This is a genomic window from Actinotalea alkalitolerans (assembly GCF_023369855.1).
In the GTDB taxonomy this organism is placed as follows: domain Bacteria; phylum Actinomycetota; class Actinomycetes; order Actinomycetales; family Cellulomonadaceae; genus Actinotalea.
This window is the reverse complement of record NZ_JAMBPP010000007.1, coordinates 19544-38813: the sequence shown is the minus strand read 5'-3', so window position 1 is coordinate 38813 and position 19270 is coordinate 19544. Positions and strand designations below refer to the sequence as shown.

Annotated in this window: 16 protein-coding genes; 11 read left to right on the top strand and 5 right to left on the bottom strand. The window is 73.4% G+C overall.

The features are described 5' to 3' along the window. Positions 1-5: 5 nt before the first annotated feature. Both M1R94_RS10070 and M1R94_RS10065 read right to left on the bottom strand, forming a co-directional pair. Positions 6-641: a 1-acyl-sn-glycerol-3-phosphate acyltransferase gene (locus M1R94_RS10070; RefSeq protein ID WP_249381566.1), complete on the bottom strand. Its 636-nt coding sequence runs from the start codon at positions 639-641 to the stop codon at positions 6-8. 64 nt (positions 642-705) lie between these two features. Beyond that, positions 706-2217, bottom strand: coding sequence for a DEAD/DEAH box helicase (locus tag M1R94_RS10065; protein ID WP_249381565.1), 1512 nt, complete (start codon positions 2215-2217; stop codon positions 706-708). A gap of 334 nt (positions 2218-2551) precedes the next feature. On the opposite strand from M1R94_RS10065, the gene M1R94_RS10060 reads away from it, so the two are divergent. The 4 genes from M1R94_RS10060 to M1R94_RS10045 all read left to right on the top strand — a co-directional run bounded on the left by M1R94_RS10060 (position 2552) and on the right by M1R94_RS10045 (position 12246). Beyond that, positions 2552-5941, top strand: a complete 3390-nt coding sequence (locus M1R94_RS10060) for an EAL domain-containing protein (protein ID WP_249381564.1) — start codon at positions 2552-2554, stop codon at positions 5939-5941. Further along, complete coding sequence (locus M1R94_RS10055; protein WP_249381563.1) at positions 5926-9342, top strand: EAL domain-containing protein; 3417 nt, start codon at positions 5926-5928, stop codon at positions 9340-9342. The genes M1R94_RS10060 and M1R94_RS10055 overlap by 16 nt, the downstream gene beginning before the upstream one ends. Positions 9343-9462: 120 nt before the next feature. After that, positions 9463-11487 carry a putative bifunctional diguanylate cyclase/phosphodiesterase gene (locus M1R94_RS10050; protein WP_249381562.1) on the top strand — a complete coding sequence of 675 codons (2025 nt, stop codon included), beginning with the start codon at positions 9463-9465 and terminating at the stop codon, positions 11485-11487. A 66-nt stretch (positions 11488-11553) separates the two neighbouring features. Then, a complete protein-coding gene (locus M1R94_RS10045; protein ID WP_374109457.1) occupies positions 11554-12246 on the top strand; it encodes a M50 family metallopeptidase in 693 nt (230 codons plus the stop codon). Positions 12247-12274: 28 nt separating this feature from the next. Here the strand turns inward: M1R94_RS10045 and M1R94_RS10040 are convergent, their stop codons facing one another. After that, a complete protein-coding gene (locus tag M1R94_RS10040) occupies positions 12275-12814 on the bottom strand; it encodes a DUF1697 domain-containing protein (RefSeq protein ID WP_249381560.1) in 540 nt (179 codons plus the stop codon). An 89-nt stretch (positions 12815-12903) separates the two neighbouring features. On the opposite strand from M1R94_RS10040, the gene M1R94_RS10035 reads away from it, so the two are divergent. Together M1R94_RS10035 and M1R94_RS10030 are read left to right on the top strand one after the other, a co-directional pair. Continuing rightward, entirely contained in the window at positions 12904-13428 is a 525-nt protein-coding gene (locus tag M1R94_RS10035) for a flavodoxin family protein (protein WP_249381559.1), read from the top strand. Positions 13429-13491: 63 nt separating this feature from the next. Then, positions 13492-14151, top strand: a complete 660-nt coding sequence (locus M1R94_RS10030; protein ID WP_249381558.1) for an AIM24 family protein — start codon at positions 13492-13494, stop codon at positions 14149-14151. Between the two features lie 24 nt (positions 14152-14175). Here the strand turns inward: M1R94_RS10030 and M1R94_RS10025 are convergent, their stop codons facing one another. Continuing rightward, positions 14176-15117 carry a 5'-3' exonuclease gene (locus M1R94_RS10025; RefSeq protein ID WP_249381557.1) on the bottom strand — a complete coding sequence of 314 codons (942 nt, stop codon included), beginning with the start codon at positions 15115-15117 and terminating at the stop codon, positions 14176-14178. Positions 15118-15219: 102 nt separating this feature from the next. Between M1R94_RS10025 and M1R94_RS10020 the strand changes: the two genes are divergently transcribed. The 4 genes from M1R94_RS10020 (at position 15220) to M1R94_RS10005 (ending at position 17516) form a co-directional block, all read left to right on the top strand. Next, entirely contained in the window at positions 15220-15636 is a 417-nt protein-coding gene (locus M1R94_RS10020; protein ID WP_249381758.1) for an ArsR/SmtB family transcription factor, read from the top strand. Then, on the top strand, positions 15636-16328 hold the full coding sequence (locus M1R94_RS10015) for a cation efflux transmembrane domain-containing protein (protein ID WP_249381556.1): 693 nt from the start codon (positions 15636-15638) through the stop codon (positions 16326-16328). The genes M1R94_RS10020 and M1R94_RS10015 overlap by 1 nt, the downstream gene beginning before the upstream one ends. Positions 16329-16405: 77 nt before the next feature. After that, a complete protein-coding gene (locus M1R94_RS10010) occupies positions 16406-17059 on the top strand; it encodes a DUF2231 domain-containing protein (RefSeq protein ID WP_249381555.1) in 654 nt (217 codons plus the stop codon). A gap of 88 nt (positions 17060-17147) precedes the next feature. Further along, positions 17148-17516: a DUF8129 domain-containing protein gene (locus tag M1R94_RS10005; protein WP_249381554.1), complete on the top strand. Its 369-nt coding sequence runs from the start codon at positions 17148-17150 to the stop codon at positions 17514-17516. A 44-nt stretch (positions 17517-17560) separates the two neighbouring features. Here the strand turns inward: M1R94_RS10005 and M1R94_RS10000 are convergent, their stop codons facing one another. Then, entirely contained in the window at positions 17561-18031 is a 471-nt protein-coding gene (locus M1R94_RS10000; RefSeq protein WP_249381553.1) for a dsRBD fold-containing protein, read from the bottom strand. Positions 18032-18283: 252 nt separating this feature from the next. On the opposite strand from M1R94_RS10000, the gene M1R94_RS09995 reads away from it, so the two are divergent. Further along, positions 18284-19243 carry an anti-sigma factor RsbA family regulatory protein gene (locus tag M1R94_RS09995; RefSeq protein ID WP_249381552.1) on the top strand — a complete coding sequence of 320 codons (960 nt, stop codon included), beginning with the start codon at positions 18284-18286 and terminating at the stop codon, positions 19241-19243. The last annotated feature ends 27 nt before the right edge of the window (positions 19244-19270 follow it).

Here is a 19270-nt window from a genome sequence, read left to right as displayed (position 1 = left end):
CACCCTCACCGGGGCGGGGTGTCGTCCTGCGGGTCCTGAGGCGGGCCGGACGGGTCCGTGAGCGGCTCACCGTCGAGCACGTCCTCCTCACGCAGCCGCGGGGTGCTGACCCGTTCGGGGCGCACGCCGCGCTTGTCGGCGTAGAAGGCACGGATGCGGTCCATGTCGGCCCGGACGTCACCCGTCACCACGAAGGTGTCGCCGCTGCCCGTGGTCCGGGTCGGCCCGTCGATGAAGCCCAGGGTCAGCGGCAGACCCGTCTCCAGGGCGATGCGGTAGAACCCCGACTTCCAGTGGTCGGTCCGCGCCCGGGTGCCCTCGGCCGCCAGGACCAGGACGAAGCCCTCGGACGCGCCTGCCTCGTGGATCAGGCTCCGCACGAGGCCCGCGCCGCCACGGCGATCCGTGGGGATCGCGCCGAGCGAGGCGAAGAACCACGCCAGCGGGCCGCGGAAGGCCTCGCGCTTGACCAGCACCCTGGGCGGCACGTCGTCGGCCCACAGCACCATCAGGGTCAGGACGAAGTCCCAGTTCGAGGTGTGCGGTGCGCCGACGAAGATGCCCGTGCGCGGCAGCGTGCCGACCTTGCGCCAGCCGCTGACCCGGAACATCGCGCGGGCGAGCGCGCGCCGCACCGGCATCCGGTGACGCGCACGCTCGCCCGTGGACCGGTCAGGGACCGGCGACGACTGATCGGGTGAGGGCTCAGTGCCCACGGCGACGCCCCGCGCCACCGCCACGCGACATCTCGACCGCGCCGCTGCGCCGCGGTGCGGCCCCGCCACCCTGCGCGGGGAACTGCGAGATCCCGCTACGGCCCTGCGAGCTGCTCGCGGCCGGCGCGGCCGCGGTGCGCCGACGACGCCCACCCCCCGCCGAGGACGACTCCCCGGCCTGTCCGGCACCTGCCGTGGCACGGCCCGCACCGGCGGCACGGCCCGACCCGGCCGACCGGGACGGCCCGCGCCCGCGAGACCCGCCGCCCGAGCCGCTGCTGGTGCGCACCGAGACGGGGGGTGCGGTCGGGGCGACCACGGGGGCCAGCTCACCGACGAGGGCCTCGAGGGCCGGGGCGCCGGCACGGACCGACTGGGGACGGGCCGAGATCTTCGCCAGGCGGGTCAGCGTTCGCATGTCGCCAGTCTCCTCGGGGAGCACCAGCGTCACCACGTCACCGCCCGACCCGGCACGGGCCGTCCGACCCGAGCGGTGCAGGTAGGCCTTGTGCTCGGCCGGCGGGTCGACGTGCACGACCAGCTCGATCTCGTCGACGTGGATGCCGCGCGCGGCGATGTCGGTGGCCACCAGGACCCGGACACCCCCGGTCGAGAAGGCGTCGAGATTGCGCTCGCGGGCGTTCTGGCTCAGGTTGCCGTGCAGGTCCACCGCAGGGATCCCCGCGGCGGTGAGCTGCTTGGCGAGCTTCTTGGCCTGGTGCTTGGTCCGCGTGAAGAGCAGCCGGCGGCCGGTGCCCGAGGCGAGGTGCTGGACGACCGCACGCTTGGTCTCGGCCCCGTCCACGGTGAAGACGTGGTGGGTCATCGCCGCGACGGGCGACTCGGCCGAGTCCACCGAGTGGGTGCTGGGCCGGTCGAGGAAGCGCTGCACGAGCTGGTCCACGCCCTTGTCGAGGGTGGCCGAGAAGAGCAGGCGCTGGCCCTTGGCCGGGGTCGCGGTCATGATCCGGCGCACACCGGGCAGGAAGCCCAGGTCGGCCATGTGGTCGGCCTCGTCCAGGACGGTGATCTCGATGCCGTCCAGGGTGAGGACCTTCTGCTTGAGCAGGTCCTCGAGCCGGCCCGGGCAGGCGACGACGATGTCGACACCGGCCGCGAGCGCGACCTCCTGGCGGTGCTGCGAGACACCACCGAAGATCGTGGTCACGCGCAGCCCGGCGACCGTGGCCAGGGGCTCGAGCGTCGCGGCGATCTGGGTCGCGAGCTCACGGGTCGGGGCGAGGACCAGTCCGCGCGGACGACGCGCCCGTCGGGCCGAGGTGATCTCCTGCGGGGTGCGCCCGGCGGTGAGGCGGACGACCATCGGCAGCGAGAAGGCGAGCGTCTTGCCCGACCCCGTACGACCGCGGCCGAGGACGTCGCGGCCGGCCAGGGTGTCCGGCAGGGTCGCGGTCTGGATGGGGAAGGGGGCGGTGATGCCGGCTCCTGCGAGGGAGCGGGCAAGGTTCTCGGGCACGCCGAGAGAAGTGAAGCTGGACATGGTGACATCGCCTTTCCGGCGGTGGATGGGTCGGGGCTCGCGGCGGCTTTCGCGGGGGATTCCCGCCGGTGCTCCACGACGTAGAGGCATGCAGGATGCACGCCTTCTCGGACAACAGTGTGCCCTATCCCGGCATTCCCTGCGTCCGGCGAGGATCCCGACCGCCTCGTCCCCTGCGTCCGGCGAGGATCCCGACCGCCTCGTCCCCTGCGTCCGGCGAGGATCCCGACCGCCTCGTCGAGGTCCGTGGGGTGCCTTCCCTCAGGACCGGGCGTGACCTGCCGATGGGCAGTTGAGGCGGTCACCGCAGACCGCCACGAGCCGAGAGGGCGACATGGACGACGGGCCCGGGCGCCGGGACGAGGCCGACTCCTCGCACACCCTGCTCATCCTGACGCCCAGCACCGGCGGGTACTACTTCGGGGCGGTGCTCAGCGGGATCGCCCGCGAGGTGGCCGCTGCCGGGGGCCACGCCGTCGTCGTGCAGACCCTCGAGCCCGGGGTCCAGAGCGACCAGCAGGGCCGGGCACCCGACTTCCGCACACCGCTGGCCCGCGACCAGAGCCGCGGCGCGGTCTGCATCACCTCCGCGGTGCGCAGCGACTACCTGGCCGACCTGCAGGCGTCCGGACGCCCCGTCGCCGTCGCGAGCAACCTGCTGGACGGGCTGACCGCACCGACCGCGCTGCCCGACAACCACGGCGGGACGACAGCGGCTGTGGACCACCTCGTCGCGCACGGGCACACCCGGATCGGCTTCGTGGGGAACTTCGTGCAGCAGGACATCCAGGACCGCTACGACGCCTACCGGCAGGCGCTGGCCGCGCACGGCCTCGAGGTCGACCCCGCGCTGACGTTCGAGGCCGGTGACAACGGCGAGCCCGGCGGGGTGCGCGCCGGCACGGCCTACCTCGCGTCGTCCCGGCCCACCGCGCTCATGGTCGCGACGGACCGCAACGCCCTGGGGCTGCTCGAGACCGTTCGCGCCGGTGGGGTCCGGGTGCCGCACGACCTCGCCGTGGTCGCGTTCGACAACACCGAGGCTGCGGGCTTCGCCTCCCCACCGCTGACGACCGTGGACCAGCCGTTCGACGAGGTCGGCGCGCTCGCGGCCCGGCTCGTCCTGGCACAGGTCACCGGGGCAGAGGTGGCACCCGTGCCGCACCACGCCACGGCGCGGCTCGTGGTGCGCGCCTCGTGCGGCTGCACCTCCGCCCTGCCCTCCGACGGCCAGGCGGACCTGCGCGCCGAGACGGTCGCCCAGCTCCACCGGGCGCTGCTGACCGGCCGGGTCCGGGAGGACGTCGCCGTCCGGACCCAGGTGGACGCCCTGCTCGACCGGGTCACCCGGCTGACGCACGACGGCGCGCCCTCGACGGCCGACCAGATCGAGCTCGCGGCGGCGGTGCGCGCCGTCACGCCGAGCGCGGACGTGCTGCGGCAGGTCACCCGCGTCCTCGCCGAGCACATCCGTGCAGCCGGGCCGGACCACGTCGCCCACGTCCTGGGCTCGCTCCTGCGGGACGTCCAGGTGGCGGCCCTGCTGCATCAGTCGATGATCTTCGAGACCAAGCTCGACGAGCAGTACTCGGTCGACTCCGGCCTGCTCGACCCCGCGAGCGGGACCCCTTGCACCCTCGCCTGGCTCGCCGGGACCCACGTCGCCGCGGGGGCCCTGGCCCTGTGGTCCGAGCGCGTCCAGGGGGATGCGCCGGCGACCGACGAGCTGGTCGTGGCGGGCACCTGGGATCCCGAGCACCTCCTGGACGGCCTGGTCGGAACGACCACGACGGCTCAGGCCTTCCCTCCCGCCGCGCTGGTCCGCTCGGCCGACCCCGCACGCCGCGAGCTCTGCTTCGTGGTCCCGGTCCGCACCAGGGAGCGGGACTGGGGAGTGCTGGCGGTCGTCGCGACGATCGAGACGGCCTCGGCGCGCGAGACCTACCACCACTGGGCGACCCTCCTCGCCTCGGCGCTCGAGCAGCAGGACCTCCAGCGGGCCGTGCACGCGAGCGAGGAGCGCTACGCACTGGCCGCCCGGGCGGCCAACGACGGGCTGTGGGACCTCGACCTGCGCAGCGAGCGGCTGACCCTGACCCAGCGTTGCCGCGACATCCTGGGGACCGGTGCCGAGCAGATCACCATGGACTCCTGGACGGACCTCGCACACCCGCAGGACGTCACCGCGCTGCGGGACACCCTCGCCGGGGCGATGTCCCTGCGGAGCGAGCCGTTCGAGGTCGAGCACCGGTTGCGCCACGCCGACGGCAGGTACCACTGGGTCCTCATGCGCTGCCTCGGCGACGGACCCGTGGGCAGCCCGGTCACCCGGCTGGTCGGCTCGGTCTCCGACATCGGACCACGCAAGGAGCTCGAGGAGCAGCTACGTCACGGCGCCCTCTACGACGAGCTCACCGGGCTGCCCAACCGCCGGCTCTTCCTGGACCACCTCCGGCTGGCCCTGGACCGGTCGCGGCGACGACGCGGCTCGCAGTACGCCGTGGTGTTCCTGGACCTCGACGGCTTCAAGCTCGTCAACGACTCGCTGGGCCACCTGCGCGGGGACGAGCTGCTCACCGTGGTCGCCGGTCGGCTGCGCCGCGACCTGCGGTCCTCCGACACCGCCGCACGCATCGGGGGTGACGAGTTCGCCGTGCTGCTCGCCGACCCGCTCCCCGAGGAGCTGCTCGTCATCGCGCAGCGGATCCAGGAGGGCATCGCGGCCCCGATCACGCTGGGCGAGCACGAGGTCTCGGTGACCGCGAGCATCGGCATCGCGACCTGCGAGAACGTCTACACCGACGCCGAGGACGTGCTGCGCGACGCCGACATCGCGATGTACGAGGCCAAGGGCACCGAACGCGGGACGGCGTGCGTCTTCGACCCGCAGATGCACGCCCGCGCCACGAGCCGGCTGCGGACCAGGGGCGAGCTGCGTGCGGCCCTGGCCGACCACCAGTTCGTCATGCACTACCAGCCGATCGTCGCGCTGGACGGATCGGCGGTCGCCCACTTCGAGGCCCTCGTGCGCTGGCAGCACCCCGAGCGGGGGCTGCTGCTCCCGGGGCAGTTCCTGGCCGCGATGGAGGACGAGTCGACCATCGTGTCGCTCGGTCGCTGGGCGATCGACGAGGTGTGCCGGCAGATCGCCGAGTGGCGCCGCGGGTACACCGGGGAGGTCGTGGTCTCGGTCAACCTGTCCCACCGTGAGTTCTGGTCGGCCGACCTGCTGCGCACCCTGACCGGGGCGCTCGAGCGGCACGAGGTCCCTGCGCAGTGCCTCGTCCTGGAGATCACCGAGTCGGTGGTGATGTCCGACACGACCCTGGCCCGTGAGGTCATGTCACGGCTGCAGACCGCGGGTCTACGGCTGCACATCGACGACTTCGGCACCGGCCAGTCCTCGCTCGCCGCCCTGCGGACCCTCCCGGTGGACGCTCTCAAGATCGACGGCTCGTTCATCCGTGAGCTCGATGCGAGCGAGCAGACCGCCGAGCTGGTCAGGATCATCCTGTACATGGGTCGGGTGCTGGGCCTCGAGGTGATCGCCGAGTGCGTCGAGACCACGGCGCAGGCCGAGCAGCTCGGCGCGATGGGCTGCACCACCGTCCAGGGCTGGCTCTACGCACGGGCTGTGCCGGGCGTGGAGGCCGGGCGTCTGCTCGGCGACGACCTCACCGCCGCGACCCGACCCTCCGAGGGGACCCTGTGCCGCACCCGATGACCGTGCTGGCCTTCGCGCGCAGCACGAGCGGCTTCTACTTCGGGGAGCTTCTCGCCGGGATCTCCAGCGAGGTCGCCGCCGCGGGTGGGCGCCTGGTCGTGATCCAGACCCTCGACCCGGGCGACGTGGCGGACGCCGTCGTGCAGACCCCGCGCTTCGACCTCCCGGTCGCCTGGGACCAGGTCGACGGGGCGATCGCCGTCTCGCTGGCTGCCGCAGCACCGTTCCTCGACCGGCTCCGGGGGTCGGGGATCCCCGTGGTGCTCGCGAGCACCCGCGTCGAGGGCATCGACGAGCCCCTGGCCCTGCCGAACAACCACGGCGGCGCCTACGCCGCGGTCGAGCACCTCATCGCCCACGGCCACACCCGCATCGGCTTCGTCGGGAACCTCGTCCAGACCGACATGCAGGAGCGGTACGCCGCCTACTGCGAAGCGCTCCTCGAGCACGGTCTCGAGCACGGTGACCACCTGCACTACCGGACCCCGGACAACGCCGAGCCCGGCGGGGCTGCGGCGGCCCGCACGGTGCTGGCCGACCCCGACCCGCCGACCGCCCTCATGGTGGCCACCGATCGCAACGCCCTGGGACTGATGGAGGTGCTGCGCGCCGCCGGGAGACGCATCCCGCAGGACCTCGCCGTCGTCGGCTTCGACAACATCGAGGCGAGCGGGTTCTCCTCCCCGTCGTTGTCGAGCGTGAGCCAGCGGTTCGACGAGGTGGGTGGTCTCGCCGCGCGCCTCCTGATCGCCCGGGTGCGCGGGGAGAAGGTGGCACCCCGGCCCCACACCCCACCAGCGGTCGTGGTCGCGGCACGCGGCTCGTGCGGATGCACCACCGACCTGCTGGGGTCCCCCGACGTCGCCGTCCGTGGCATCGACGTCCCCCTGGCCGTGCTGCGGTCCGAGCTCGGGGACCTGCTGCGCAGCTCGCTCCACTCGGGCGGCAGCGACGTAGACCCTTTCGCGGGTGACGGCATCCCCGAGGCCGTCATGGAGGTGGACAGGCTGCTGGGCACCGCTGACCGTCTCTCGACCGACGCGCTGCGCGGGCTCCTGGACACCCTGAACCGGCTCGGACGGCGACCCGACGCGCTGCACCGGGTGGCGAACTCGATCACCGAGTACGTCCAGCGGGCGGTGGGCCACGAGGCCGCCGAGACCGTCACGCCGAACGCGGCACGGATCTCCGCAGCGCTGTGGCAGCTCCAGTCGGGCGCCTACCTGCGCCGCTCGCAGGCGCAGGAGAGGTCGCTCACCGAGCAGTTCGAGGTCGCCTCGAGCCTGCTGGACCCCTCCGCGCTCGACCCCCGCAACCTCGCCTGGCTGGGCTCGACCCACGTGCGCGCAGGGGTGCTCGCGATGTGGGAGGGACCACCGGAGGACGGTCTGCTGCGCGTCGTGGGGACCTACGACACGACCGGGACGGTGCATCGCCGGACCGACCCGACGACGCGGGTCGAGGAGTTCCCGCCCCGGGACCTGATCGACCTGGCCGACCCCCACGACCGCGAGGCCTGCTTCGTGGTGCCGGTCCGCAACCGGGGAGCCGACTGGGGGCTCCTCGCCCTGGTGGGGGACATCGACACGACGTCCTCACGGGACACCTACCACCACTGGGCGGCGCTGCTCTGCTCGGCCTTCGAGGGCGAGGCCCTCGAACGGGCCGTCCGGGCCAGCGAGGAGCGGTACGCCTACGCGGCGCGGGCCACGAACGACGGCCTGTGGGAGTGGGATCTGGCCACCGGGACGTTCTACCTCTCGCAGCGGTGCAGCGACATCCTGGGGCAGCCCGAGGGGACCATGGTGAGCCTCGACCGGTGGATGGAGGTGATCCACCCCGACGACCTCGCCGCGATGCAGGGTGCCATGGTCGCCGCGACCACCCGGCACGACGAGCCGGTCGAGGTGGAGTACCGGGTCAGGCGACCCGACGGGACCGAACGGTGGGTGCAGCTGCGGGGCATGGGCGTGGCCCCCGGGGCGGGCCCGGTCGAACGGCTCGTGGGCTCGTTGTCCGACGTCAACCCGCGCAAGGAGCTCGAGGAGCAGCTGCGCCGGGGCGCGCTGTACGACACCGTCACGGGGCTGCCCAACCGGCGGTTCTTCCTGGAGCGGCTCACCTGGGCGGTCCAGCAGGCACAACGGGACCCCCGGGCCCAGTACGCCGTGGTCTTCATGGACCTCGACGGCTTCAAGCTCGTCAACGACTCGCTCGGGCACCTGATGGGCGACCAGCTGCTGCAGACCGTGGGAGACCGGCTGCGGGCGGACCTTCGGGCGGTCGACACCGCGGCGCGCTTCGGCGGGGACGAGTTCGCGGTCCTGCTGTTCGGCCTGCGGCCCGACAGCGTGCTGGACGTCGTGGATCGCATCCAGGCCGCCGTCGCCGCCCCGATCACCCTGGGCGAGCACGAGGTCTCGGTCACCGCGAGCGTGGGGATCACCACCTCGCTCACCGGCTACGACGACCCCGAGGACGTGCTGCGCGACGCCGACATCGCGATGTACCACGCCAAGGGCTCCGACCGCGGCTCGGCGTCGGTCTTCGACCCCGAGATGCACGCGCGAGCGACCGGGCGGCTCCGGGCCCGCGGCGAGCTGCGCGCCGCGCTCGCCCAGCACCAGTTCGTCGTGCACTACCAGCCGATCGTCTCGCTGGCCGGTGAGTGCCTGCGGCAGCTCGAGGCCCTCGTGCGGTGGCAGCACCCCGAGCGAGGTCTGCTGCTGCCCGGGGAGTTCCTGTCCGTGCTCGAGGAGAACGACGCCGTCGTCTCGATGGGGCAGTGGCTCGTCGACGAGGTCTGCCGGCAGATCGCCACGTGGCAGCTCGACTACGACGGACCGCTCACCGTCTCGGTCAACGTCTCGCACCGCGAGTTCTGGTCCGAGGCGATGATCCCCACCGTCACGAACGCGCTCGCCCGGCACCGGGTCGACCCGGGGTGCCTGGTCGTGGAGATCACCGAGTCGGTGATGATGGCCGACCCCGCCGCAGCCCGCCGTCGGATGGCCGACCTGCGGGCCCTGGGGGTCCGTCTGCACATCGACGACTTCGGCACGGGCCAGTCGTCGTTGCACGCGCTGCGCTCCTTCCCGGTCGACGCCCTGAAGATCGACGGCTCGTTCGTCCGTGAGCTCGGTGACGTCGAGCAGGCGACCGAGCTGGTCCGGGTCATCGTCGCGATGGGCCGCACCCTGGGTCTGGACGTGGTCGCGGAGTGCGTCGAGACGGCCGCCCAGGCCGACCAGCTGTCCGCGATGGGATGCGCGAACGCCCAGGGGTGGCTGTATGCACGGGCACTGCCCGGGTCGGACGTAGGAGCGCTGCTGGGCACCCGTCTCGACCCCGTCACCCGTCCGGCCGTGTCTGGTTCGCCCGGATCCCCCCCATTGGGGTGAAATTCGGCATCCCGAGGGTCCGTCCGCTTGTCCGACGCCCGGGCGGCGCCTAGCGTCCGACTCCTGACAGGTTCCCGCTCCCCCACCGGGGCCTGTCCAGCGCTAGCGACGGGACGGCCGATGCCCCCACACGAGGATCCGAGGGAACGGACCGCGCCGACCAGGCGCCCGCTCTCGCTGACCCGACGCTTCGCGCTGATCAGCCTGGTCGGGATGGCCCTGGTCGGCTCGGCGCTGGTCACCACCACCTCGTACGCGTTGCGCAGCCAGTCGCTCCGTGAGGCGGTGGCGGCCGCCGAGGCCGTCGCGACCGCGACCCGCGCCACCGTCGCGGAGTCCGCGTACGAGACCGGTGAGCTCACCCTGCCGGAACGCACCGCGCTGCGGTCCGTCCTGGCCGACGCCGACCAGCGGGTCGTCTCGGTCCGTCTCTGGGCGAGGGACGGCACCCAGGTCTTCGACTCGACCGGCGCCGGCGACCCGGCGCAGGTCGACACCGAGCGCCTCGCCCGGGCGACCCAGGACCGCATCCCCGGCGTCACCCTGCGCACCCATGCTCCCTCGGGCGCCGACCCCGCCGCGCAGGACCCCGGGCAGATCTCGGCGCTCGAGGTCCACGTGCCGGTCTCCTACGCCGGGCGGACGGTCGGCGCCGCCCAGGTGGTCCTGGACCGTACCGAGGCGCTCGCGACCGAGCGCAGCGCGCTGGCGCGGGTCACCGCGGTCGTCGTCGCGGGCCTGGTGCTGCTCTGGGTCGTGCTGTTCCGGACGGTCCGGTCCGCCTCGCGCCGGCTCCAGCAGACCGCCCGCGAGAACGCCCGCCTGGCGATGCAGGACGCGCTGACCGGCCTTCCCAACCGGCGCATGCTGATGTCCCGCCTCGCCCGGTCGGTCCGCACCTCGCAGGCCGGGGGTGGGGGCGTGGGCCTGCTCCTGCTCGACATCGACCGCTTCAAGGACATCAACGACTCGCTGGGGCACGACCACGGAGACCAGCTGCTGGTCCAGATCGCGCGTCGTCTCACCGAGACCTTCCGCGGTCAGGACGTCGTGGCGCGGCTCGGCGGCGACGAGTTCGCGGTCCTGCTGCCGGGCGTGGAGTCGGTCGAGGCGGCCGAGGCGCTCGCGCAGCGTGCCCGTGCGGTGTTCGCCGAGCCGTACCGGCTGGGTGCGATGAGCCTGCACGTGGCGACCTCGATCGGCGTCGCGACGATCCCCGACCACGCCCACGACGCCCCGACCCTGATGCGACGTGCGGACGTCGCGATGTACACCGCCAAGCACCACCGCAGGGGCGTCGCCGTGTACTCCGCGGCCGACGACGACTCGAGCCCCGCCCGGCTGGTCCTCCAGGGCGAGCTGCACCGCGCCCTGACCCGCACCGACGAGCTCGCCCTGCACTACCAGCCGAAGATCGACCTGATGACGGGCGCGACCGTCGGCTTCGAGGCGCTCATGCGCTGGCACCACCCGACCCGTGGCGAGGTCGAGCCGTCGGTGTTCATCCCGCTGGCCGAGCAGTCCGGCCTGATCGACGACCTGACGACCTTCGCGCTGCGCACCGCGATCGCCCAGCTCGGTGAGTGGACCGAGGTGAACCCCGCCCCCGTCGCGGTGAACCTGTCGGCGCTCAGCGTCTCCTCGGCCGACGTCGTGGTGCAGATCCAGCGCCTGCTCGCCCAGCACGGTGTCGCACCCGGCCGGCTCGAGGTCGAGATCACCGAGACGGCCCTGGTGCGCGACCCGACGCGGGTGGTGCCCGTGCTCCGCCGGCTCGCGGCCATCGGGGTGCGGGTCGCGATCGACGACTTCGGCATCGGCAACACCTCGATCGCCCAGCTGCGCGACCTGCCCGTCGGGGTGCTCAAGATCGACCGGCTCTTCGTCTCCGACCTGAGCCAGGGCACCGACCGCCCCGGCTCGCAGGCGGTGATCAAGGCGATGGTCGACCTTGCGCACTCGTTCGGGATGCAGGTGGTCGCCGAAGGGGTCGAGGACGGCAACACCGCGGCCCGCCTGCTCGCCCTGGGCGTGGACCTGGCCCAGGGCTTCTGGTACTCGCCCGCCGTGGCCGCCCACGAGGCGGTCGACGACCCCGCTCGACGGCGGACGCGCACGCACCACGACCTCGGGGCCACGGCCTGAGCATGCCCCTGGGGCTGGGACGATGTGCCCGTGCTGACTGACGTGTGGGACCAGCTCTCCTCGGCGATGTCCGCGGTCACGCAGACCCAACCGGTCCCGCCGTCGGGCACCGTGCTGCTGACCGCAGCCGTGGCGCTGGCCGTGGTGCTGCTCCCGGGCCTGTGGCCGGTGGCCCGGCACGTGGTGACCGTCGCGCACGAGGGCGCGCACGCGGTGACGGCCGTGCTGACCGGTCGGCGGCTGACCGGCATCCGGCTGCACTCGGACACCTCGGGGCTGACCGTCTCGCGTGGACGGCCGCGAGGCGTCGGCATGGTGCTGACGCTCTTCGCGGGCTACGTGGGCCCTGGCCTCATCGGGCTGGGGGCGGCCGCGCTGCTCGGCGCGGGGTACGCCGTGGGGCTGCTGTGGGCGCTGCTGGTGCTGCTGGCCCTGATGCTCGTGCAGATCCGCAACCTGTTCGGGCTGTGGGTCGTGCTGGTGTGCGGCACGGCGGTCTTCGCCGTCACGTGGTGGGCCGGGCCGACGACGCAGTCCGCGGTGGCCTACGCGGTGACCTGGTTCCTGCTCCTGGCGGCCCCTCGACCGGTCCTCGAGCTGCAGGTCCAGCGCAGCCGCGGTCAGGCACGGACCTCCGACGCCGACCAGCTCGCCCGGCTGACCCGCGTTCCCGGGATCCTCTGGGTGATGGTCTTCGCTGCGGTCACGCTGGGTGCGGCAGCCCTCGGGGTGACCTGGCTGCTGCCGGGTGTGCTCTGAGCGACCCGCGGCGACCGCGAGCGTCGGCTCAGAGGGCGTCCAGGGCCTTGCGTACCCGCAGCAGGGTCCGCAGGTTGCGGTCGGTGAGGAACTGCTTGTAGCGGTTCGCGGCGGCGAGCACGCTGCGCGGGGTGTCCAGCGTGCCTCCGCGGGGGGCGACCCAGGCGGTCGCCTCAGGACCGAGGCGCACCTCCTGCGCGTCGTGGTCGGCGGCGGTGACCGCGGCCTCGAGCTCGTCCAGGACGTGCGGCGCGGAGCAGAGGGTGACGTAGGTGTGGGTGCTGGCCGAGTCCGCGGGGAACGGGCACGCGTCGATCAGCTCGCCGAGCCGCTCGGCAGTGACCACCACGACCCAGGCCTGGTAGCCGAAGGCCTCTCGCAGCGCACCCTCGACCAGGGCCTTGAGGGCGCCGGCGTCACCGTCGTAGCGGCACACCACGTTGCCCGAGGCCAGCAGGGTCGCGACGCCCTCGAGCGGCAGCCGGCCCAGCACCTCGCGCAGGTCGGCCATCCGCACCGTCACACCACCGACGTTGACCCCGCGGAGGAAGATCGCGTACCTCGTCACCGCCTCAGGGTAGGCGCCCGGACGGCCCCCTCGGGGGGCCGGGACCAACGACCCTGGCGGCACCCCAGGCCTCTGAGGACGGTGGAGAGATGAGCGCACTGGTCGTCTACGAGTCGATGTTCGGCAGCACGAGGGCGGTCGCCGAGGCCGTCGGCGAGGGTCTGCGCGAGTGCGGTCCGGTCCGCGTCGTCGAGGTCGGCGAGCTGATCGGCGAGGGCCACACCGTCCGACCACCTGACGACGTGAGCCTGCTCGTGGTCGGCGGGCCCACCCATGCGCTCGGCATGAGCCGGGCGTCGACCCGCGAGGACGCCGCCCTCGAGGCCCCCGACGGGCTGGTGTCCGCGGGGCCGGGCCTGCGTGAGTGGCTCGAGGGGCTGAGTGCCGTCGGCCTGCCGTTCGCGGCCTTCGACACCAAGGTCCTCAAGCCCAACATCCCCGGTTCGGCGGCCAAGGTCGCGGACAAGATGCTGCGCCGCGCGGGTGGCCGACGGGTCGCTCCGGCCCGCAGCTTCCGGGTGCACGGGAAGAACGGCGGACTGGTCGAGGGCGAGCTCGAGGCCGCGGCCGTCTGGGGACGTGAGCTCGGCGGGTCGTCGGCCGTCGTGCACTGAGCACCTGCCACGCTGTCGTCGACCACCCGCGCGGCGCGGGTCACGACCGGGAGGACGACCGCTGTGCGCAGCCAGATGTTCGGCACCAACATGGAGCTCGCCACGGGCGACCGCTTCGCCCTGCAGAACCCCAAGATGCTGCGGGTCCAGCTCAACGGTGACGTGATGGCGCGCCAGGGGTCGATGGTCGCCTACCAGGGTCAGATGGACTTCGCCTTCCAGGGCGCGGGGCTGGGGAAGTTCCTCAAGAAGGCGCTGACCGGTGAGGGAGTCCCGCTCATGCGGGTCACCGGGCAGGGGGACCTGTTCCTGGCCGACGACGCGAGCGAGATCCACATCATCACCCTCGAGGGTGACTCGGTGACGATCAACGGGCGCAACGTCCTGGCGTTCGAGTCGACCCTCCAGTGGGACGTCCGGCGGGTCGAGGGTGCCTCGATGCTCTCGGGGGGCCTGTTCAACACGGTCTTCACCGGGCACGGCCAGCTCGCGATCTCGTCCCACGGCACCCCGGTGGTGCTCGACGTCGACGCGCCCACCTACGCGGACATGCAGGCCGCGATCGCCTGGTCCACCTCGTTGCAGACGAGCGTCAAGCGGTCGATGACGGCCGGCTCGCTGATCGGGCGGGGTTCGGGCGAGGCCTTCCAGCTCGGCTTCGCCGGTCAGGGCTTCGTGGTCGTCCAGGCCTCCGAGGGCCCCCAGGTCGCCACGTCCTCCTGATCGCTCGACCCGCCGGCGGCGCTGTCAGCGTGCGGCGAGCGCGTCGACCATCCGGGTCACGCTCGAGGTGAGCCCCCACCGGGTGGCGAGCTCGACCAGCCGCTCGGGGTGCGCCGGGGTCCGTGGCAGCTGGTCGTCGACCTCCCCGACGGGCACGTCCAGCGCGACGCGCACCACCCCGGGGGCCACGTCGAGGTAGGGCAGCGCCTCGGTGAGCCGTCGCCGCTGGGCGGGGGTCAGCCGGTCGTCGTGGGCCTGGACGGCTGCGAGCACGCCGTCGAGGTCCCCGTAGCGTCGCAGCAGCGTGACGGCGGTCTTCTCGCCGATCCCGGCGACCCCGGGCAGCCCGTCGCTGGGGTCCCCGCGCAGCACGGCCATGTCGGCGTAGGCCGAGCCGGTCGGCACGTCGTACCTCTCCGCCAGCCGGGTCTGGTCGATGACGTCCAGGTCGGAGATGCCCCGCGCGGTGTAGAGCACCGTGGTGGGGACGTCGTCGTCGACCAGCTGGAACAGGTCGCGGTCGCCGGTGACGATCTCCACCGGGCTGCGCTCGCGGCGGGGGCGGGCCGCCTCGCGGGCCGCGAGGGTGCCGATCACGTCATCGGCCTCGTAGCCGGGTGCGCCGACCCTCGCCAGGCCCAGGGCGGCCAGCACCTCGGCGATCACGGGGACCTGAGGGGCCAGGGTGTCCGGGACCTCCTCCCCGCCGTCGGCCGAGAGCCGGTGCGCCTTGTAGCTGGGGATCGCGTCGACCCGGAAGGCCGGGCGCCAGTCATCGTCCCAGCAGGCCACCAGGCGGTCCGGGCGTCGAGCGGTGATGAGCCGGGCGGTCATGTCGAGCAGCCCGCGGACGGCGTTGACCGGGGTGCCGTCCGGCGACCGCACCGAGTCGGGGACACCGAAGTAGGCCCGGAAGTACAGGGTCGCGGTGTCCAGGAGGAGCAACGGGTGTCCGGCGTGGGTCATGGTGTCCTCTCGGTGTCCTGCCGGGTCGAGTCTCCCGGCTGGCACGCCGTCGTGCCAAGGCCGACTCCGAACGCACATCGTGGCTATCATCGCCGCATGTCGATGAAACCTACGGGTGACGATGTCGTGCGCCACGAGGTCGATCCACGCGACGCGACCGCCGAGCACGAGGCGCTGGCCGTCGCCGGCGCCCTCTTCCGCAGCCTCGGCGACCCCGCGCGCCTGGCGATCCTGCGCCACCTCTGCCTGGGCGAGCACAAGGTCGTCGAGCTCACGGCGCACCTCGACCTCGCGCAGTCCACCGTCTCGGCCCACCTCGCGTGCCTGCGTGACTGCGGGCTGGTCACCTCACGCCCCGAGGGCCGCGCCTCGATGTGGTCGCTGACCGCCGCACCCCAGATCGTGGATGTCCTCGGCGCGGCTGAGCGCCTGCTCGCCGTCACCGGCGAGTCCGTCGCCCTGTGCCCCACCTACGGCGCCGCGACGGCGCCGACCGTGCACGGTCGGACGGCCAGCTGATGGCACGCCAGCACGGGCACGGGGTCACCGCTCCGGCCGAACGGGCGCGGCTCGGCCGGCGGGCCCAGCTCCTCGCCGCGACCTCCGTGGCCTACAACGTCCTCGAGGCGGTCATCGCGATCGCCGCCGGGATGGTCGCCGGGTCGATCGCACTGATCGGTTTCGGCCTGGACTCGATGGTCGAGGTCTCGAGCGGACTGATCATCCTGTGGCAGTTCCGCCGGCACCTGCCCGAGCAGCGCGAGAAGCAGGCCCTGCGCCTGATGGCCCTCGCGTTCTTCGCCCTGGCCGCGTTCGTGGGCGTCGAGTCCGCCCGGGCGCTGGCGCTGCCGGGCGTGGAGCCCCAGCCCTCGACGGTCGGCATCGTCCTGGCCTGCGTGTCCCTGGCCCTGATGCCGTTCCTGTCCTGGGCGCAGCGACGCACCGGACGTGCCCTCGGCTCGCAGGCCGTCGTCGCCGACGGCACCCAGACACTGCTGTGCACCTACCTGTCGGGAGTCCTCCTGCTCGGGCTGGTCGCCAACGCGACCCTCGGCTGGTCCTGGGCCGACGCGGTCGCGGGCCTGGTGATCGCCGCGGTCGCCGTGCGGGAGGGGCTCGAGGCCTGGCGCGGGGAGACGTGCACCTGCGCCGTGGCCGAGACCTCCGCCGGGCAGCCCACCGCGGAGCACACCGCCGCGGCGGCCGACTGAGGGGCGCGGGCTCGACGCGCGAACGCCCCGAGCCCGTCGCACACTCGTGGGATCCGCCCGGACCTGACGGAGGAACCATGAGCCCCACCCCCGCACCGCAGCACGCACCCCTCGACGACCAGCGCCCCGCGCACCGCGCGCAGTCCCCCGCGCTGGTCCGGATCGCCGAGCGGATCGAGCAGGACGAGCGTCTCGACGGCGCCGTCGCGGCGCTGCGCCCTGCCGCCCAGGCGCTCGTCGCCGGGCGTGCCCGGCGTGCGCTGCTGCAGGGTCGGCCGCTGGGTCACGCGCTGCACCCCCTGCTCACCGACGCACCGCTGGGTGCGTGGATGTCGGCCACCGCGCTCGACGTCGTCGGGGGTGACGCCGCACGGCCCGCGGCCCGCCGGCTCGTCGGCCTGGGAGTCCTCAGCGCTGTCCCCACCGCGCTCACCGGGCTCGCCGAGTGGGCGCACACCGGGCAGCGGGACAGCCGCGTGGGCGTCGTCCACGCCGTCAGCAACACCCTCACGCTCGCGCTGTACGGCGCCTCCTACCTCGCCCGACGACGCGAGCGCCACGCGCTCGGCACGGCCTGGGGACTCGCCGGGGCGCTGACCGCAGGGATCGGCGGGTTCCTCGGTGCGCACCTCGCCCTGGCCCGCAACGTCGCGAGCCGCGACGTCGCGTTCGCCGAGTCGATCCCCGGCGACCAGCGGACCGTCGGCCCGGCACCCGACGACCCCGCCTGAGCCGGCCGGACGGGTCCCGCTCCCGGCCTGCGAGGCGGCACGTCCCGACCTACAGTCGATGAGGACCGCAGACGACCGAGGAGGCTCGATGACCGACCACGCACCCGTGTCCCGCGACGACCTGCCGATCCCCGACTACGACCACCTGCCGGTCACCGGCCTGGGCCACCGCATCCGGTCCCTGGACCGCGACCAGGTCCAGACCCTGCTGAGCTACGAGCAGCAGCACGGTGACCGGCTGCCCGTGGTCGAGGTGCTGCGTGCACGCCTCAAGGCCCTCGCGGACGGGGCCGACCCGTCCGGCGGGGATGCCGCCGACGTGGCTCCCGAGCTCTCGGGGGGCGCCGCCGGCGGCAGCAAGGTCAGCCCGCAGACCCAGGGACCGCCACCCGTGCCGCCGCAGACCGGCGACATGATGAACCCCGGGGCACCGGTCACTCCGGGGCCGCGCACCTGAGCGGCGCCGCCCTGAGGTGACGAGGCGACGCCGCACGGCGACGCTCAGTGCAGCCGTGCGGGCCGGCCCGTCGCGTCCTCGATCTGCTCCTGAGCCGTCTCGGTGATCTGGTCCGCCAGGCGACGCAGAGCGCGTGCCACGGCGACCTCGTCGCCGATCACCGGCGCGTCCGGGTCGTGCGGGTTCTTCCGCGCCCGACCCACCGCACCGAGGTGCTCCGGGCTCCCGGTGACCAGCACGGCCCGTGCGGTCGTCTCGTCCCCGTCATGGCTCAGCGACACCTGCACCCGCCAGGTACGCACCGTGGAGGGGGGCGGCCGGTCGTCCGGGCCACCGTGCTCGACATGCGCGTCCGGGCCAGGGAACACCAGTGTCCGCTCACCGGTGTCGGACCACTCGACCAGGTACGGCGGAGCGCCACCGGGATCTCTGACCTCGACCACCTTCCCGTCGCGGACCACGCCGTCGACCACGCTCGACGCGAGCACCAACCGGTCCCCCACGGTCGCCTTCATCGCCTCTCTCCTCTCCTGCGGCCCCCTCTCCTCATCATGCTCGCCGGACCGCGAGATGCCCAGGGCTCCTCCCCACGGACCGCCCGGACCCGGCCCCTGGCCCAGGGGCCGGCATCGCCGGAGGAATCACCCACGACCACCCGGGCGACCCCGCCCTCCACCGGATACCGTGGTCACGTGTCCACAGGACGACGGGCACGCAGGAGCGGACGCCGGGGGGCGACGGCCGACGAGGAGTGAGGAGAGGTCGCCGTGACACTGGCCGACACCCCGCTCCTGCCGTCGAGCGTCGGGTACTGCCACGAGGCCCTGCTCTGGCACGGGATCGACTCCTTCCTCGCGAGCGCGGTCCCGTTCGTGACCGAAGGACTGGATGCGGGCTCTCCCGTCCTGGTGGCTGTCACCGCGCCCCTCGCCGACGCCCTGCGCACCGCCCTGGATCCGCCCGACGGCGCACGGGTCGAGTTCGTTGACATGGCCGAGCTCGGACGCAACCCTGCTCGGATCATCCCGGCGTGGCTCGACTTCATCGCCCGGCACGCCTCCAGCGGCATCCCCCTGCGCTGCATCGGCGAGCCCATCTGGGACGGCCGGCGCGAGGCAGAGATCTCCGAGTGCCAGATCCACGAGGCCATGCTCAACCTCGTGATCCCCGCGCACGCCCCGCTGTGGCTGCTGTGCCCCTACGACACCGAGACGCTGGGCCAGGGCGTCCTGGACGAGGCGCTGCGCAGCCATCCCACGTTCACCGACGCCGACGGCTCCGGCGTGAGTGCCCGGTACGCCGGCGACGACCATGCCCACCGGCTCTCGGCCCGAGACCTCCCTGCCCCGGGTGCCCCGACGCACGACCTCCTGTTCGGACGCGGCAGCCTGGGCGACCTCCGGCGGCTCGTCCACGGCCGGGCCGTCGACGCCGGGATCGACGCGGCCCGTGCGGGTGACCTCGTCCTGGGCGTCAACGAGGTCGCGGCGAACAGCCTGGACCACGGGGGTGGCCGCGGGCTGCTGCGGACCTGGTCGGAACCCGGCGCCCTGGTCTTCGAGGTGCGTGACGCGGGCCGCGTGGACGACCTCCTCGTCGGGCGCATCCCCCCGAGCCCCGCGCAACCCCGCGGTCGCGGCCTGTGGATCGTCAACCAGCTGTGCGACCTGATGCAGATCCGGACCACCGAGCAGGGCACGGTGGTCCGTGTCGTCACCTGGCTGTAGACGTCCCCGGCCCGACGCGAGGATGCC

Excerpts from the sequence above, each read along its gene's own strand:
- M1R94_RS10010 (WP_249381555.1), top strand. The coding sequence starts at position 16,406 with ATGAGCCCCACCCCCGCACCGCAGCACGCACCCCTCGACGACCAGCGC.
- M1R94_RS10020 (WP_249381758.1), top strand. The coding sequence starts at position 15,220 with ATGAAACCTACGGGTGACGATGTCGTGCGCCACGAGGTCGATCCACGC.
- M1R94_RS10050 (WP_249381562.1), top strand. The coding sequence starts at position 9,463 with ATGCCCCCACACGAGGATCCGAGGGAACGGACCGCGCCGACCAGGCGC.
- M1R94_RS10025 (WP_249381557.1), bottom strand. The coding sequence starts at position 15,117 with ATGACCCACGCCGGACACCCGTTGCTCCTCCTGGACACCGCGACCCTG.
- M1R94_RS10060 (WP_249381564.1), top strand. The coding sequence starts at position 2,552 with ATGGACGACGGGCCCGGGCGCCGGGACGAGGCCGACTCCTCGCACACC.
- M1R94_RS10000 (WP_249381553.1), bottom strand. The coding sequence starts at position 18,031 with ATGAAGGCGACCGTGGGGGACCGGTTGGTGCTCGCGTCGAGCGTGGTC.
- M1R94_RS10015 (WP_249381556.1), top strand. The coding sequence starts at position 15,636 with ATGGCACGCCAGCACGGGCACGGGGTCACCGCTCCGGCCGAACGGGCG.
- M1R94_RS10005 (WP_249381554.1), top strand. The coding sequence starts at position 17,148 with ATGACCGACCACGCACCCGTGTCCCGCGACGACCTGCCGATCCCCGAC.
- M1R94_RS10035 (WP_249381559.1), top strand. The coding sequence starts at position 12,904 with ATGAGCGCACTGGTCGTCTACGAGTCGATGTTCGGCAGCACGAGGGCG.
- M1R94_RS10065 (WP_249381565.1), bottom strand. The coding sequence starts at position 2,217 with ATGTCCAGCTTCACTTCTCTCGGCGTGCCCGAGAACCTTGCCCGCTCC.
- M1R94_RS10045 (WP_374109457.1), top strand. The coding sequence starts at position 11,554 with ATGTCCGCGGTCACGCAGACCCAACCGGTCCCGCCGTCGGGCACCGTG.
- M1R94_RS10070 (WP_249381566.1), bottom strand. The coding sequence starts at position 641 with ATGCCGGTGCGGCGCGCGCTCGCCCGCGCGATGTTCCGGGTCAGCGGC.